The 15,435-nt window shown below is 61.7% G+C and carries 15 protein-coding genes and 1 tRNA gene; 8 read left to right on the forward strand and 8 right to left on the reverse strand.

Going from position 1 to position 15,435, the window contains the following annotated elements; genetic code table 11:
• Window positions 1-3 precede the first annotated feature (3 nt).
• The 4 genes from VF194_RS17755 (at window position 4) to VF194_RS17770 (ending at window position 3,962) form a co-directional block, all read left to right on the forward strand.
• Entirely contained in the window at window positions 4-504 is a 501-nt protein-coding gene (locus VF194_RS17755; protein WP_330892529.1) for an RDD family protein, read from the forward strand.
• A 74-nt stretch (window positions 505-578) separates the two neighbouring features.
• Window positions 579-1,328 (forward strand): arginyltransferase, encoded by a 750-nt coding sequence (locus VF194_RS17760; protein ID WP_330892530.1) that lies wholly within the window; start codon window positions 579-581, stop codon window positions 1,326-1,328.
• A gap of 171 nt (window positions 1,329-1,499) precedes the next feature.
• The gene (locus VF194_RS17765) at window positions 1,500-2,627 is read left to right on the forward strand and encodes a TRAP transporter substrate-binding protein (RefSeq protein WP_330892531.1); all 1,128 of its coding nucleotides are present in this window, start codon (window positions 1,500-1,502) and stop codon (window positions 2,625-2,627) included.
• Window positions 2,628-2,828: 201 nt separating this feature from the next.
• The gene (locus tag VF194_RS17770; protein ID WP_330892532.1) at window positions 2,829-3,962 is read left to right on the forward strand and encodes a TRAP transporter substrate-binding protein; all 1,134 of its coding nucleotides are present in this window, start codon (window positions 2,829-2,831) and stop codon (window positions 3,960-3,962) included.
• A 133-nt stretch (window positions 3,963-4,095) separates the two neighbouring features.
• Here VF194_RS17770 and VF194_RS17775 read toward each other — a convergent pair whose 3' ends face one another.
• Window positions 4,096-5,718 (reverse strand): TRAP transporter large permease subunit, encoded by a 1,623-nt coding sequence (locus VF194_RS17775; protein ID WP_330892533.1) that lies wholly within the window; start codon window positions 5,716-5,718, stop codon window positions 4,096-4,098.
• Between the two features lie 7 nt (window positions 5,719-5,725).
• Window positions 5,726-6,316, reverse strand: a complete 591-nt coding sequence (locus tag VF194_RS17780; RefSeq protein WP_330892534.1) for a TRAP transporter small permease subunit — start codon at window positions 6,314-6,316, stop codon at window positions 5,726-5,728.
• 395 nt (window positions 6,317-6,711) lie between these two features.
• On the opposite strand from VF194_RS17780, the gene VF194_RS17785 reads away from it, so the two are divergent.
• Together VF194_RS17785 and VF194_RS17790 are read left to right on the forward strand one after the other, a co-directional pair.
• A complete protein-coding gene (locus VF194_RS17785; protein ID WP_330892535.1) occupies window positions 6,712-7,140 on the forward strand; it encodes a hypothetical protein in 429 nt (142 codons plus the stop codon).
• 108 nt (window positions 7,141-7,248) lie between these two features.
• On the forward strand, window positions 7,249-8,439 hold the full coding sequence (locus VF194_RS17790; protein WP_330892536.1) for a hypothetical protein: 1,191 nt from the start codon (window positions 7,249-7,251) through the stop codon (window positions 8,437-8,439).
• 19 nt (window positions 8,440-8,458) lie between these two features.
• Here VF194_RS17790 and VF194_RS17795 read toward each other — a convergent pair whose 3' ends face one another.
• Together VF194_RS17795 and VF194_RS17800 are read right to left on the reverse strand one after the other, a co-directional pair.
• Window positions 8,459-9,712 (reverse strand): pentapeptide repeat-containing protein, encoded by a 1,254-nt coding sequence (locus VF194_RS17795; RefSeq protein WP_330892537.1) that lies wholly within the window; start codon window positions 9,710-9,712, stop codon window positions 8,459-8,461.
• Between the two features lie 47 nt (window positions 9,713-9,759).
• Window positions 9,760-10,083 (reverse strand): hypothetical protein, encoded by a 324-nt coding sequence (locus tag VF194_RS17800; RefSeq protein ID WP_330892538.1) that lies wholly within the window; start codon window positions 10,081-10,083, stop codon window positions 9,760-9,762.
• Window positions 10,084-10,211: 128 nt separating this feature from the next.
• Between VF194_RS17800 and speB the strand changes: the two genes are divergently transcribed.
• Window positions 10,212-11,252, forward strand: a complete 1,041-nt coding sequence (gene speB / locus VF194_RS17805; protein WP_330892539.1) for an agmatinase — start codon at window positions 10,212-10,214, stop codon at window positions 11,250-11,252.
• A gap of 5 nt (window positions 11,253-11,257) precedes the next feature.
• Here speB and VF194_RS17810 read toward each other — a convergent pair whose 3' ends face one another.
• Both VF194_RS17810 and VF194_RS17815 read right to left on the reverse strand, forming a co-directional pair.
• Window positions 11,258-12,013 (reverse strand): SDR family oxidoreductase, encoded by a 756-nt coding sequence (locus VF194_RS17810; RefSeq protein ID WP_330892540.1) that lies wholly within the window; start codon window positions 12,011-12,013, stop codon window positions 11,258-11,260.
• A gap of 129 nt (window positions 12,014-12,142) precedes the next feature.
• Window positions 12,143-13,201, reverse strand: coding sequence for a glycosyltransferase family 4 protein (locus VF194_RS17815; protein ID WP_330892541.1), 1,059 nt, complete (start codon window positions 13,199-13,201; stop codon window positions 12,143-12,145).
• Between the two features lie 159 nt (window positions 13,202-13,360).
• Between VF194_RS17815 and VF194_RS17820 the strand changes: the two genes are divergently transcribed.
• Complete coding sequence (locus VF194_RS17820) at window positions 13,361-15,142, forward strand: ABC transporter ATP-binding protein (protein WP_330892542.1); 1,782 nt, start codon at window positions 13,361-13,363, stop codon at window positions 15,140-15,142.
• A gap of 47 nt (window positions 15,143-15,189) precedes the next feature.
• On the opposite strand, the gene VF194_RS17825 is transcribed toward VF194_RS17820, so the two are convergent.
• Together VF194_RS17825 and VF194_RS19885 are read right to left on the reverse strand one after the other, a co-directional pair.
• Window positions 15,190-15,266 (reverse strand) — tRNA-Arg (locus VF194_RS17825).
• Window positions 15,257-15,435 (reverse strand): NADH dehydrogenase ubiquinone Fe-S protein 4 (locus VF194_RS19885; protein ID WP_414656122.1); only part of this gene is annotated, 179 nt, incomplete at its 5' end. The genes VF194_RS17825 and VF194_RS19885, both read right to left, overlap by 10 nt.

Raw genomic sequence — 15,435 nt, forward strand, 5'->3', positions numbered from 1 at the left:
GACGTGACTGACCGGCCGCCTGAACTGACGCAACGAGGATCGGCGGAATACGCCGTCCTCGATCCACTTCGTGATCCCGGCCTTTTCGAGGGCGTGACCTGGCGGCGGATATTCGCCTATATGGTCGATCTCGTGGTGATTGCCGGGCTTCTTGGGCTTTATTATATCGCCGTCGCGCTTCTGACCGTCGCCACCTTTGGCCTGGTGACGCCGCTGCTGTTCGCGATCGCTGCGGCTCTTCCAATCGCCTATCACACCCTCACGATCGGCGGCCCAAGCTCTGCGACATTGGGCATGCGGCTGTTTCGCTTGCAGGTTTCCGTGTGGAATGGCGGCAAACCGGGTTATTTACAAGCGCTTCTGCACACAGCGGTCTTTTATGTCACGACCGGCTTCACGGTCGGGTTGATCCTGCTTTGGGCCCTGTTCAATAATCGACGACGCTGCCTGCACGACATTCTGTGCGGCATGATCGTACATCGTCGGCAGGCAAAATCGGGGTGAAGATTACCCCTCCCCAAGCCTGCCAATTACGCTAAGCTCCTTTTTTGGAGTTAGTCACGCTGACGGACAGCGACGTGAAGCATCGCTTGCAGATACCATTGCGGCATTTCTTTGCCACTCCGCCGACACCCTGCCCTTATCTGCCGGGTCGCCTGGAGCGGAAGGTGGTGACACTGCTTGCCGGCGATGACCCCGATGGCTTGCATAATGCGCTGAGCCAGGCCGGTTTCCGGCGCAGCCAGGATCTGGCCTATCGCCCTGCCTGCGAAAACTGCAATGCCTGCGTGCCGGTGCGGGTACCGGTCGATATGTTCACCCTCGACCATAGTCATCGCCGTGTCTGGCGCCGCAATAGCGGGGTGATCACGCGGCGGCTGCCGGCCTATGCCACCCGCGAGCATTATCAGGTTTTCCGCCGCTACGTGACCGCACGGCACGAGGGGGGCGGCATGGCAGATATGGAATTCTCCGACTACCGTGCCATGGTGGAGGATAGCCCGGTCCGCAGCGGCCTGACCGAGTTCCGCGAGGCCGATGGCCGCCTGCTGGGCGTCTGCCTGATCGACGAGATGCATGACGGCGTTTCGCTGGTCTACAGCTATTTCGACCCGCAATTCGAGCGCCGCAGCCCCGGCAGCTTCATCATCCTGTGGCATATCCTCCATGCAGCAGAGGTCGGCCACCCCTACGTTTACCTCGGCTACTGGATCGCCGAGAGCCCAAAAATGGCTTACAAGAGCCGTTTTCAGCCCCTTGAAGCCCTGACCCCGGAAGGCTGGCGGCGTATCGACGAGAATGGGAGCCTGTGTCCTGTCGGCAGCTAGGACCCAGCCGGCCTGCGGTTAACCCTCGGGCTGCTCTCGTTTATTGCTTGGGAATGAAACTAGAGGTATTTTCCCCGCCGCATACAGACGGTCTGTATGCCTATTGTTGTTCTCCGGCGCTCCCCAGCATGGATCCGGACGACAAAAACAGCCTAGGGAGACCCATAGAAAATGCTTCGCCGTAAATTCCTCAAAGGCGCCGCTCTTGCCGGTGCCGGCAGCGTGGGCGTTGCTGCCAGCTTCCCCGCCCCGGCCATTGCCCAGAGCATGCCGGAAATCAAGTGGCGCCTGCCCACCAGCTTCCCGAAGAGCCTGGACACCATCTATGGCGGCTCGGAATTCATTGCCAACCGCGTTGCGCAGCTGACGGACAATAAGTTCCAGATCCGCGCCTTCGCCGGCGGCGAGATCGTGCCGCCGCTGCAGGTGCTCGATGCCGTTCAGAACGGCACCGTCGAGGCGGGCTATACGGTCAGCTATTACTATGTCGGTAAGGACCCGACCTTTGCCTTCGATGCCTGCATGCCGTTCGGCCTGAACGTGCGCCAGCAGAATTCGTGGATGCGCAATGGCGGCGGCCTCGAGCTGATGCGCGAGTTCTTCAAGGACTACAACATCGTCCAGTTCCCGGCCGGCAATACCGGCACGCAGATGGGCGGCTGGTTCCGCAAGGAAATCAAGACCGTCCAGGACCTGAGCGGCCTGAAGTTCCGCATCGCCGGGATTGCCGGGCAGATCCTCTCCAAGCTGGGCGTGGTGCCGCAGCAGATCGGCGGCGGCGACATCTACCCCGCTCTGGAAAAGGGCACCATCGATGCTGCCGAGTGGGTCGGCCCGTACGACGACGAGAAGCTCGGCTTCAACAAGGTCGCCAAGTACTACTACTATCCCGGCTGGTGGGAAGGCGGCCCGCAGGTGTCGCTGTATATCAACCAGGAGCAGTGGGCGAAGCTGCCGAAGACCTACCAGGCCGCCCTTGAGACTGCGTCCTCCGAAGCCGTTGTTTGGATGCTGGGCAAGTACGATTCGCAGAATCCGGCGGCCCTGAAGCGGCTGATCAGCACCGGCACCCAGCTCCGGCCCTTTCCGAAGGCCGTCATGGATGCCGCTTACGACGCCGCCAACGAGCTTTACGCCGACATCTCGGCCAAGAACCCGAAGTTCAAGAAGATCTACGACAGCTGGGTCAAGTATCGGGACGAGCAGCTTCTGTGGTTCCGAGTCGCCGAAGGCACCTTCGACAATTACATGGCGTCGACCACGCGTCGGACCTCCAAGGCCAAGAAGAAGAAAGGCTGATCGCCTTAATCTTCAACAGCTTGAAATTACTGCAAAGCCCCGCTTCGGCGGGGCTTTTTTATTCGGCGTTGCCCTTGGGTAACCAATTTCGTAATCTCCTGCCATCGTTCCTCCGTGGGGTGAAATGGGGGGCGGTCGGTAACGGGCCATAAGAGCCCGGCCCGTCAGCCGACAAAGTCTTAACTAGGGAGAAGATATCCAATGCAACGACGCAAGTTTTTGAAGGGCGCCGCCTTGGCGGGCGCTGGCAGCATGGGTGTTGCCGCCAGCTTCCCCGCTCCGGCCATCGCCCAGAGTATGCCTGAAATCAATTGGCGCATGGCCTCCAGCTTTCCGAAGAGCCTGGACACCATTTTCGGGGCTGGCGAAGTCATCGCCAAGCGCGTCGAAGCGGCAACCGATGGCAAGTTCAAGATCCGCGTCTTCGCCGGCGGCGAGATCGTGCCGCCGCTGCAGGTTCTGGACGCGGTCCAGGCCGGCACCGTCGAATGCGGCCATACGGCGGCTTACTACTATGTCGGCAAGGACCCGACATTTGCCTTCGACACCGCCATTCCGTTCGGTCTGAACGGGCGCCAGCAGAATGCCTGGATGATGTTCGGCGGCGGCATGGAACTGATGCGTGAGTTCTTCAAGGGCTATAACGTCATCAACTTCCTGGCCGGCAACACCGGCGCCCAGATGGGCGGCTGGTTCCGCAAGGAGATCAAGGCTCCGGAGGATTTCAACGGCCTCAAGATGCGTATCGGCGGCTTTGCTGGCAAGGTGCTGGTCAAGCTGGGCCTGGTGCCGCAGATGATCGGCGGCGGCGATATCTATCCGGCCCTTGAGAAGGGCACGATCGACGCCACCGAATGGGTCGGCCCCTACGACGACGAGAAGCTCGGCTTCAACAAGGTCGCCAAGTACTACTACTATCCCGGCTGGTGGGAAGGCGGCCCGCAGCTCTCGGCGCTTTGCAACATCGACGCCTTCAACAAGCTGCCCAAGAGCTATCAGGCCGTCTTCGAGGCGGCATGCCATGAAGCCAACACCTGGATGGTGGCGAAGTATGATGCCCAGAATCCGGCGGCCCTGCGCCGCCTGATCGCGAACGGGACTCAGCTGCGCGCCTTCTCGCGTCCGATCATGGAAGCCTCGCTGAAGGCGGCCAACGAACTTTATGCCGAAACCTCGGCTACCAACCCGAAGTTCAAGAAGATCTATGACAGCTGGGTGAAGTTCCGCGACGAGGAGCTTCTCTGGTGGCGTGTTGCCGAGAATACCTTCGACAACTTCATGATCGCCTCTTCCACGCGGCAGCATTCGAGGTCGAGGAAGAGCAAGAAGGGCTAGGTTTCGGCTCTACCGAGTATTCGAAAGGCCCCGCATTGCGGGGCCTTTTTTTTCATGCCCGAACTTTCCCATACCAAAAGCAAAGAGGCGGCCAAAAGGCCGCCTCTGCGCTGATTGAAGCTAACTGTCCGGCTTAATCCGGCTGACCGCCGCCATCGTCCTCTTCGGCGGGCTGATCGGCATCATCCTGATCGTCCTCGGGCTCGGCCGCATTGCCGTCGGAATCGTCCGACTGATCGAGACTTTGATCGCCTGACTGATCGTCAGATTGATCGAATCCCTGATCCTGTCCCTGATTATACATATCTTGGATACTGTCCCCGCCGTAATCAGGTGTGGGCATCAGCAGTTGCTGTTCCACGGCCGCCGGATCGAGTTTCGGGCCACGGTCGAGGAAATGGGTGACCATGCTGGGGAACGAGATCACCAACGCGACCATGATGACCTGGATCAGCACGAAAGGCACTGCGCCCCAGTAGATCTGGCCGGTGGTGATCTTTTCCGTCAATTTGCCGGTGATCTTATCCACGTAATCATGTGTCGGCGCGACGCTGCGCAGGAAGAACAGGGCGAAGCCGAACGGCGGGTGCATGAAAGAGGTCTGCATGTTGACGCTGAGCAGCACGCCGAACCAGATCAGATCGATGCCCATCTTGTCCGCCACCGGCGCCAGCAACGGCACCACGATGAAGGCCAGCTCGAAGAAATCGAGGAAGAAGGCCAGGACGAAGACCAGGATATTGACGACGATCAGGAAGCCCGTCTCGCCGCCAGGCACGCTGGTAAGCAGGTGCTCGACCCAGAGATCGCCGTTCACCGCCCGGAAAATCAGGCCGAAGCAGGTGGAGCCGATCAGGATGAAGATGACGAAGGACGACAGCTTGGCCGTCGTGTCCATCGCCTGCTTCAGCAAAGACCAGTCGAGCTTGCGCTTGAGCAGGGCCAGGATCAGGGCGCCGGACGCGCCCATGGCGCCGCCTTCGGTCGGTGTCGCGATACCGATGAAGATCGTGCCAAGCACCAGGAAGATCAGCACCAGCGGCGGCACGAGCGAGAAAATGACCCGGTACAGCAGCTGGAATCCCTTCAACGACCGGGCTTCCAGCGGCAGGGCCGGTGCCGCCTTCGGGAAGATGATCGAAACCAGGAGCACGTAGCCGCCGTACAGCGCCGACAGGACAAGGCCTGGAACCAGGGCGCCGGCATACATATCGCCGACCGAGCGGCCGAGCTGGTCGGCCATGACGATCAGCACCAGGCTGGGCGGGATGATCTGTGCCAGCGTGCCGGAGGCAGCGATGACGCCGCTGGCCAGCCGCCGGTCGTAACCGTAGCGCAGCATGATCGGCAGCGAGATCAGGCCCATCGAGATGACCGATGCGGCAACCACGCCGGTGGTCGCGGCCAGCAAAGCGCCGACGAAAATCACGGCATAGGCCAAGCCGCCGCGCAGCGGGCCGAAGAGCTGCCCGATCGTGTCCAGCAGGTCTTCCGCCATGCCTGAGCGTTCCAGGATCAGGCCCATGAAGGTAAAAAACGGGATCGCCAGCAGCGTATCATTGCCCATGATGCCGAAGACACGTTCCGGCAGCGCCTGGAAAATGGCCGGGGTCAGCAGGCCAAGTTTCATGCCGATCAGGCCGAACAGGAAACCGTTGGCGGCCAGGGCGAAGGCGACGGGGTAACCAAGCAGCAGGAAAACCACCAGCGCCGCAAACATCACCGGCGCCAGGTTGGCGGTAAGAAACTCCATCATGATGCGCTTACTCCCCGACCATATCCGCTGGCGCTTCGATGGGGTCGGATGGAGGGGCGCCATGGCCTCCGCCGCGCTTCGGATTCGGATTCGGGATCAGCCCCATCAGGAAGGCGATCCGCTTGACCACCTCGGATATGCCTTGCAGCACCAGCAGAAAGAAGCCGATCGGCATCAGGACCTTCACCGGCCATCGCACCAGGCCGCCGGCATTTTGCGACATTTCGTGGTGGATATAGGCGTCCATGAAGACCGGCCAGGACAGCCACATGATGATCAGCGCCATCGGCAGCAGGAACAGCACGCCGCCGACGATGTCGATCCAGGTCTGCGCCTTCTCGGACAGGCGGCCGGAGATGATGTCGATGCGGATATGCTCGTTACGCAGCAGGGTGTAGCCGGCGCATAGCAGAAAGACCGCTGAGAACAGATACCACTGCAATTCAAGCCAGGCATTCGAACTGGTGTCGAAGGTGTATCGGATGGTGGCATTTCCGGCGCTGATGATAACGGCGGCCAGAACCAGCCAGTAAACCAGCCTGCCGACGCGTTCATTCAAGGCGTCGATCAGGCGGCAAATCGCCAATAGGATCCCCACGGAACCTCCCCCTGTACTGCTCCGGATAGGCCGGAGTCGTGCCAAAAACGACGTAACTGGCGCAGCGAGTTACTCCCGCCGCGTCGTCTGGTCAACCGATCGCTGTGGCCTGACCCCTTTTAAGCCCCCTGTTAAGGCGGCAATCTTATAGCAGCATTGCCGCCGGCATGGGAGATGTCGGCACGATTTTTTATCGGATTATCAGAAAATTATGGAAGCATGGACCAAGATTGGCGGTTAACTGCCGCAGCTTGGCATAGGCGGCGATTGGCTTAATCCTTGCGCAACTATTCCGGGCGAAATTATTGGCACATCTGCCGGTTGTGACGCAGAATATTCGTGCGATGCGAATGACCGGGTGACACCGCCGGCTGCCAGAAAGGACCGTCGCGATCATGTGGCGCAGCGTCGTCAAACGAGCCCCGAAGCGGGCGCCAGAGCCGGAGCTGGCGCCGACGCCGCGTGACCGCCAGCGGGTTGACGGCATCATCAACAAGATATCCGAAGAAACGCTGCTGGTTTTCGATCTCCTGAAGGACGGCATGGTGAAGGAGGCGTCCTTCAAGACCGTCGAGGAGGGCATTACGCGTCACTGCATCCTCTCCACCTTCGAGCAGGTGCGCGCCGATGCCTTCCGGGATGCCGCCGGACTTGCGCGTTTCCAGGCGCGCCGCTTCGCCGAAGCGGCGCTGGAAATGCCGGAGCCGCAGCAGCGCCAGTTCGTCCTCTCCGTCTCGCAGGCATTCGAGCGGTTCGCGAAACAACTGCAGGCGATCGAGCAGCGGGCGATCGCCGAAATGCAACGACGGGATGCGACAGACTGAAGGAACGACATTACCTTTACTCTTGCAAAACCGAGCCGATAAAGGCGAACATCGTCCATTCGCCATCAGGGCAGTAAAATAGCCGGACCGACGGGGGGATTGCGTCGAATGTTTGGGTCGATCTTCGGCTCGCGAGCCTATGCTTATGAAATCTACGTCATGGTCGATGGCCGCTGGCGCCTCGACAAACGCCTCGAAGGCGAAGCGAGCATGACGCAGCATGCAAATGAACAGCTGGAAAAATCTGCTGTCGCACAAGCCAACGCGCTGTTGAATATGGGCGATTACACCGCCGTCAAGGTCGTACGCTCGCGGTCGCGCTCCGACGGCTTCGTGACACAGACGGAAATTTTCAACAAGACGGCGACCGCGCGCCCCAAGGCGATGGCGACACGCGCCTTCAAAGGCGTTTTCCCGGTCTGCAATACGCTCTACGATCTGGCGCGGCGTCCCGCGGCGAAAGCCTTCAGCGCCGTCTATCGCGAGTTTCTCGACAAACAGAACGCGACCTCGATCGAGCTGCTGCATTCGCCGCAGCATCAGCGCAAGCTGAACGACATGAGCAATTTCCTGCGTGCGGGGCTTTATGCCTTGGCCGGGGCGCAGACCCAGCCGGGCCTGCCGAGTCAGGCAGAGCGCAGCAAGAAGCTGGAAGCGCTGTTCGACAAGCTGATCCAGCGCACACGCGATGCCATGGCGGAGCGGAACCTGCCGGCCTTCGAGAACAACGACTTCAGCCGCCTCCACGAACGTCTGGCCGCGCGCGATCTTTCCGACGACGACAAGCGTTTCCTGTTCTTTTTCCAGATGACCAAGGTCACGCAGTCGATGTCCAGCTATGCCGGCCGCCTCGACATCGCCTTGACCGACATGGTCGAGCGCAGCAATCCGGGCACGGCGCCGCTGCTGGATGAAGTTGCCGGATCCTGCCTCGATTCGACGACCTTGATCCAGGATCTGCTGGGCCCCCGCTCCAACCTCTCTGATGCCCTGATCGCATTGGCGGATCTGGCGTCCGGCAAACTGACACTGGGCCCCAAACCCGATCCGATTCTCGAAAAGCTCAATCGACTGCTAGGTGAGAAACGGCTCCCCTCCTGCGAGGAGACGCTGTGGGAGCGAATCCTCTCCAATCTTTCTTCCAAGACACTGCTCAGCAAGCATGAGCCCAAGAAAGAGTGGCAGCTCACGCGCAATCTGAATCACAGGCTGCTCGCCGCGGCGCCCGAGGCCTTCAAGGAGGCGATCGACCATGCCGGCCGCATGCGCATGGAGCGCGTGCGCAACATGGATAACTGATTAGTTCAGCAGGCTGTAATCAATCCGCCGGCGGCAACTGCGCGCCGGTCAAATCGGCGCCGTCCAGATCGGTATTGACCATCTTGGCGTCGCTGAGATCAGCGTTGACCAGACGGGCGCTGGAGAGCTTGGCGTCGATCAGGTTGGCGCCTTTCAGCAGGGCATCGGAGAAATCGGCCTCCGTCGCATCCGCTGCCGCCAGGCTTGCCGACCAGTAGCGGCCGATCGGCTTGCCGTCCGGGCCGCGCAGCGGCACGCGGCCGAGCTGCGCCCGCTGTAATACGGCTTTATGCAGGACGGCCCGCGCCAGGTTGACGCCATTGGCCAGCGCCCCGATCAGGTTCGCGCCGGTCAGGTCCGCCTCGGACAGGTCGGTCATGACCAGGGTGGCATTCTGCAGCTTGGCGCCGGCAAGCTTGGCGCCTTTCAGATTGGCGCCGCTGAGGTCCTTACCGGCCAGATCTATCCGCTCCATGTTGAGCCCGGCCAGGTCGGCACGAGTCCCTTCCTTGCCGTCGGTCTTGATCCATTTTTCATGTTCCTGAAGGATCGAGGCCACCGTATCGCCGAAGCTGGAGACATCGACGAACAGCTCCGCGCCGGTGAAGTTGGCGGAATCCATGTCCACGTCTTCCAGGACGGCGCCTTTCAGATCGGCGCCCTGGAAATCGGCGCCGTCGATCAGCGCCAGCGACAGGTCGACGCCGCGAAGGCAGGCTCCCTTGAAATCGGCCCCCGCCAGGTTGGCTTTGCGCAGGCTGACTTTGGTCAGATTGGCCCTGGACAGGTTGGCGCCGGCGAGATTGACGCCGTTCATGTTCGATCCGGTCAGGTTCGAGCCGCGCAGATTGGCCTCCGTCAGGTCGGCGCCTGAGGTATTGGCCTTCTTCTTGCCATTGGCATCGGGCCCGCCGAAGCCGACACCGGCATCGGAGGCCTGCATCAGCGCACCGCCGCGGAAATCGACCCCCAGAAGGCGCGCCCCGGCCAGGGTGGCGCCACGCATCGAAGCGCCGCGCAGGTCGGCCCGCGAAAGGTCCGCCTTGGACAGATCCGCCCGTTCCAGGTTGGCGGCAAACAGATCGGCCTCGGAAAGATTGGTCCCGACCAGTACGGCGCGCGCCAGATTGGCACCTGAAAGCTTCGATGCGCGCAAATCGGCGCCGCTGAAATCATACCCTTGCAGATCGGCCAGGGAGAGATTGAGACGAGCACCACGCGGACGTTTGAGCAGCCATTCTCGATGGCGGCTCAACATCCGTTCGACCTCCATGGGGTTCATTCTGCCCCTTTGCCCCCTCTTGCTATTACAGCCGCAACTTACTGTTTTGGCCGCATAAAATCTTCAACAATCTTAATGTTTTTCTCCAACTCCGCAATCTTCCCACTCAACTCGGCAATCTTGCTGCGTAGGCTCTGCATACCGGCCATCGCCCCCTGGGCAGCCTCCTTGGCGTTCAGCAAGTCCTTCTGCAATTGCGGCGACGGTCCCTTGGCGGCGCGCAGTTTCGCCTGGATATCCAGAATGGCCTTATCGAGTTCCGGACGCCGCTTGGCCAACGCGGCCATGTCGCTCTCCAGACGGGTCTTTTCTTCCTGATGCTTGCGGATCTGCTCGCGCATCTGGGTAATCGCTTCAGTCAAAATGTCCTCCGCAGATGAGGAATTACGTAGCGGATTGCAGCAATCTTCTTAGACTTATCCCCATCCTCCGCCAAGCCATTTGGCAGACCGGCCGGCTGCGGACGGGAGCAGAGAGATACGCGATTGCCATGACAAACCCCAGCAAATTGAAGGTCTTGCGCAAAAAATATGGTTCGGCCCGGGGTGGCGATATCCGCGACCCGGCTTTCCGCGCCGTCGCCGACCGGCAGTTTCACGGCGGGGATCGGCGAAAATGGCCATTTGCCGATATCGCCACCTTCCTCGATGCCCCGTACAGGCCCGATTTCGCCGGCCTGGACGTCGCCTTGGTAGGGGTGCCGATGGACCTTGGCGTGACCAACCGGGCCGGCGCCCGGTTGGGACCGCGAGCGGTCCGCGCCATCGAGCGGATCGGCCCTTACGAGCATGCCCTGAAAATGGCGCCGATGATCGACTGCAAGGCAGCCGATATCGGCGACGTGCCGTTTCGCAGCCGCTTCAGCCTGGAAAGCTGCCACGAGGACATCGAGGCCTTCTATGACCGGATCGCCGCCGCTGGCGTAATCCCCTTATCGGTTGGCGGGGATCACTCCATCACCTACCCCATCCTCAAGGCACTGGGCCGGCAGCAGCCGGTCGGGCTGGTCCATATCGATGCCCATTGCGATACTGCAGGGCCGTATGAGGGGTCGAAATTCCATCATGGCGGCCCCTTCCGCATGGCCGTGCTGGACGGCGTGCTCGATCCGGAACGGACGATCCAGATCGGCATCCGCGGCGGCGCAGAGTATCTGTGGGAGTTCTCCTACGAGTCCGGCATGACGGTCATCCACGCCGAGGAGGTCGCGGCGCTCGGCATTCCAGCCGTCATCGCCAAGGCCAGAAGCGTGGTCGGCGGCGGCCCGGTCTATGTGTCGTTCGACGTGGACGGTCTCGACCCGGCCTTCGCGCCGGGCACGGGAACGCCGGAGGTCGGCGGTCTCAGCACGGCGGAGGCCCTGGCCATCCTGCGCGGCCTGATCGGGCTCGATGTGATCGGCGGCGACGTGGTCGAAGTGGCGCCGCAATATGATGGCACCACCAATACGGCTCAGGCCGGCGCGCAGATGCTGTTTACCATCTTCTGCCTCGCCCGCGCCGCCCTCGACCGCCGGCGCGGCCGCTGCTGACCCCCTCAGCCGCGGCCGACGAATGGCATCTTGGTCGCCATCACCGTCATGAACAGCACATTGGCATCCAGCGGCAGGTTGGCCATATGCACGACCGCGTTGGCCACGTGCTCGACGTCCATGCGCGGTTCGACCTTCATCGAACCATCGGCCTGCGGCACGCCCTTGGCCATGCGTTCCGTCATCTCGGTCGCGGCATTGCCGATATCGATCTGTCCGACCGCGATATCATAGGCCCGGCCATCCAGCGAGCAGGCCCTGGTCAGGCCGGAGACCGCATGCTTGGTCGCCGTATAAGGCGCCGAAAAGGGCCGCGGCGCATAGGCGGAGATCGAACCGTTATTGATGATGCGGCCGCCGCGCGGCGACTGGTCCTTCATAATGCGGAAGGCTTCCTGGCTGCACAGGAACATGCCGGTGAGATTGACGTCAACCACCGCCTTCCACTGCTCGTAGGAGATATCCTCGAAGGGCATGACCGGCGTGCCCATGCCGGCATTGTTGAACAGCACGTCGAGCCGGCCGAAAGCCTGCTTGGTTTTCGCGAACAGGGAGCGCACCGACGCCGGGTCGCCAACATCGGTCGATACGGCCAGCGCCCGCACCCCATGCTTTTCGGCCTGCTGCGCCGCCGTTTCCAAGGGCTCGATCCGCCGGCCGGCCAGAACGACATTGTAGCCGGCCCGCGCCAACGCCACGGCAGACGCCTTGCCAATGCCGGTGCCAGCGCCAGTAACCAATGCGACCTTTGTACTTGCCATGTCCGGGGTTCCCTCCGCTCGTCTTGATTGGAGCGGCAGCATAGCCGTCTCCGCCGGACAGCGGAAGATCGCGGGCCATCCCCCTGTTCAACCCCTGTTCAAGGCACCACCGGGAATTGTACATGCTCGTCAGGTACCGGCCCGGAGCAAAGGTTGAACCGTGGCCGGCAAAAGCTCCTCGTAGAGCGCCACGTAATCTTTCGCCATCCTGCGCGCGGTGAAGCGACGCTCGAATTCGGCGCGGATGCACTCGCTGTGCAGCTTGCCGAGTTGTCCCAGCGCCGCCACGGCTTCATCGACATTCTCGACAATGAATCCGGTAACGCCCTGCTCGACGATCTCAGGAACCGAGCCGCGATTGAAGGCGATCACCGGCGTACCGCAGGCCATCGCCTCGATCATGGCAAGGCCGAACGGCTCCGGCCAGTCGATCGAGAAAATCAATGCAAGCGCGCCGCTGAGGAATGCCGACTTCTGGCTGTCGTTGATCTCGCCGATCATTTCGACATGCGGACTCGCATCGATCAGAGGCCGGATCTCGGCCTCGAAATATTCCCGATCCGCCTGATCGACCTTCGCCGCAATCTTCAGCTGCAGCCCCGCGCGCTCCGCGATCCGGATCGTATGGTCGACCCGCTTCTCCGGGCAGATCCGGCCCAGAAAGGCAAGATAGCGCCGCTCCAGCGGTAACGGCACCAGAAGGTCATCCGGAAGACCGTGATAAACCGTCGCAAGCCAGCCGGCTTTCGGCATGGGGCGGCGCTGGGCGTCGGAGATCGAGATCAGCGGCATATGATCGAATGCCGCATAGATCGGATGCAATTCCGGAAGGTCGAGCCGTCCGTGCAGCGTCGTGATCAGCGGCGTCTCGCATCGGCTGAACAGCCCCAGAGGGAAGTAATCGAAGTGGCTGTGAACCACGTCGAACTCGGGCGCCCGCCGCCGCACCATTTCCATCATGTGCATATGCGGCGCGATCCAGTCGCGCACGGAGTTGTCGAGCCGCATTGCACGTGGCCAATGCGGCACCAGCCGGGCGGAGGTTTCTGAATCGCCGCTGGCGAACAGCGTCACCTCATGTCCGAGCCTGACAAGTTCTTCCGTCAAGAAGGAGACGACGCGTTCGGTGCCGCCGTAAAGCTTCGGCGGCACGGCCTCGAATAACGGGGCGACCTGGGCGATGCGCATGAAAAAACTCCATCGAAATGTTTGCCAATCACCTCCCCCCATCTAAATCGCAATGGCAGACTTCAATGCCGGACATGCGATGCTCTGCAACTTTTAACGATGACGCCTGTTCACAATCCCGAAATCCATATTCATCTGTGAGCAAAACGTGGAATTGCTGTGACCAAGCCGTACCGCACCCAAAGCCTTACCGCATACAGCCACCGGCCGATCGCCTTCATGGCGCGCTACATCGCGCTGCGGCCCCTCCTGCATACGATTGTTCTTGCAAGCGTGCTATCTGCCGTGGGATGCGCACTCGGGTCGCAATATGCGTTGAAAAACCTGGTCGACATCATCTCCCGCGGCGATGCCGGACTGTTATGGCATGCCTTTGTGATTCTGATCGGCCTGATCGTTGCAGACAACTTGTCATGGCGGGTCGGCGGATGGGCGGCCAGTCACGTTTTTGTCGCCGTTTCGGGCGATGTGCGGCGGGATCTCTTCGGGCATGTCAGCCAGCATTCGCCCGCGTATTTTGCCGACCGGCTGCCAGGCATGCTGGCCGGCCGCATATCGGCGACTTCAAATGCGTTATTCACAACTGAAACCAGCCTGGCCTGGAACGTCCTGCCGCCCTGCATCGCGGTGATTGGCGCCATATTCGTGCTCGGCACCGTCAATCTCGTCATGGCCGGAAGCCTGATCGCGGTCGCCGCTCTGCTGATCCTGGCGATCTACAAACTGGCCAAGCGCGGCACGCCATTGCATCGCCAATATGCCACCAACGCAGCCGTGGTGGATGGCGAACTGGTCGACGTGATCAGCAACATGAATGCGGTGCGCCTTTTCGGTGCAACCATGCTGGAGCAGAATCGCCTTTCGGCGAAGATCGACGCCGAGCTTGCGGCGCGCGGCCGCAGCCTGCGTTACCTCGAACTGCTTCGCATCTTCCATGGCATCGTCACCGCCGTTCTCACGGCGGCCCTGCTGGGCTGGGCCCTGCTGCTCTGGAGCGAAGGCCGTGCCAGTCCAGGGGATATCGTCCTGGTCAGCACTTTGGGCTTCGTCATTCTGCATGGCACGCGGGATCTCGCCGTTGCCCTCGTCGATCTGACCCAGCATGTCGCACGCCTCTCGGAGGCTGTGGCGACGCTTTTGGTGCCGCATACCCTGTCCGACGCAGCCAATGCCAGGCCGCTCGTTTTGCCGCATGGACGCGGCGCGACGATAGAATTCAACGATGTGCACTTTGCATATCCGAAGCGCCTGCCGCTGCTCAGCGACTTCAATCTGCGCATCGAACCGGGAGAGCGCGTCGGTCTGGTCGGGCGCTCGGGTGCGGGCAAATCGACGGTTCTGCTGCTGCTGCAACGCTTCTATGACGCGCAGGCCGGTCGGGTCGCGATCAACAACAAGGACATACGCGAGCTGAAGCAGGACAGCTTGCGGCGCGCCATTGCCGTCGTGCCGCAGGACGTCTCGCTGTTCCATCGCAGCATCCGCGAAAACATCCGCTATGGCCGGCCTGATGCCAGCGACGCCGAAATTGTCGCCGCGGCGGAAGCGGCCCGCTGCCGAAGTTTCATCGAGGCGATGCCGGAAGGCTTCGATACGATTGTCGGAGAGCGCGGCATCAAGCTATCCGGCGGCCAGCGGCAGAGGCTGGCGATCGCCCGCGCCTTCCTGAAGGACGCCCCCATCCTTGTGCTCGACGAGGCCACGTCGTCACTGGACAGCGAGTCGGAAGCCGCGATCCAGAATGCGCTCGACCGCTTGATGCGCGGCCGCAGCGTCATCGCCGTCGCCCATCGCCTGTCGACATTGCAGCGTTTCGACCGGATCGTCGTCCTCGATAGCGGGCGCATCATCGACGAAGGCAGTCCGAAGGATCTCGCCCGCAGGCCCGGTCCCTATCGCGACCTGCTCGAACGTCAGCTCGGCCAGCGGCAGGTGGCGTGATCCAATATCGTCTTGGTGAAACCCCAAATCCGCCGAGGGCGTTGAAATGGCGCGCCCTGCTGGATTCGAACCAGCGACCTGCCGCTTAGAAGGCGGCTGCTCTATCCGGCTGAGCTAAGGGCGCGGCAGCGGCTCGGAGCCCGGGCCGCGCACGTGATAGTAGCTGAAGTTGTCGGCGTAGGCCTTGGGCTTGACGCGCCGCGCATGCGGGCTGCGCACCTCGTACGGCACGCCGTGTCGGTCGCAGAAGGCGATCGCCGCCTCCCTGCTGTCGAAGGTGAGCTTGAGCTGCT

Source organism: Ferrovibrio sp., assembly GCF_036381655.1.
Classification (GTDB): Bacteria; Pseudomonadota; Alphaproteobacteria; order Ferrovibrionales; family Ferrovibrionaceae; genus Ferrovibrio.

What these genes read in the sequence shown, in the direction of transcription:
- VF194_RS17765 (WP_330892531.1), top strand. Translation starts at nt 1,500, where the DNA reads ATGCTTCGCCGTAAATTCCTCAAAGGCGCCGCTCTTGCCGGTGCCGGC.
- VF194_RS17770 (WP_330892532.1), top strand. Translation starts at nt 2,829, where the DNA reads ATGCAACGACGCAAGTTTTTGAAGGGCGCCGCCTTGGCGGGCGCTGGC.
- VF194_RS17775 (WP_330892533.1), bottom strand. Translation starts at nt 5,718, where the DNA reads ATGATGGAGTTTCTTACCGCCAACCTGGCGCCGGTGATGTTTGCGGCG.
- VF194_RS17785 (WP_330892535.1), top strand. Translation starts at nt 6,712, where the DNA reads ATGTGGCGCAGCGTCGTCAAACGAGCCCCGAAGCGGGCGCCAGAGCCG.
- VF194_RS17790 (WP_330892536.1), top strand. Translation starts at nt 7,249, where the DNA reads ATGTTTGGGTCGATCTTCGGCTCGCGAGCCTATGCTTATGAAATCTAC.
- VF194_RS17795 (WP_330892537.1), bottom strand. Translation starts at nt 9,712, where the DNA reads ATGGAGGTCGAACGGATGTTGAGCCGCCATCGAGAATGGCTGCTCAAA.
- speB (WP_330892539.1), top strand. Translation starts at nt 10,212, where the DNA reads ATGACAAACCCCAGCAAATTGAAGGTCTTGCGCAAAAAATATGGTTCG.
- VF194_RS17810 (WP_330892540.1), bottom strand. Translation starts at nt 12,013, where the DNA reads ATGGCAAGTACAAAGGTCGCATTGGTTACTGGCGCTGGCACCGGCATT.
- VF194_RS17815 (WP_330892541.1), bottom strand. Translation starts at nt 13,201, where the DNA reads ATGCGCATCGCCCAGGTCGCCCCGTTATTCGAGGCCGTGCCGCCGAAG.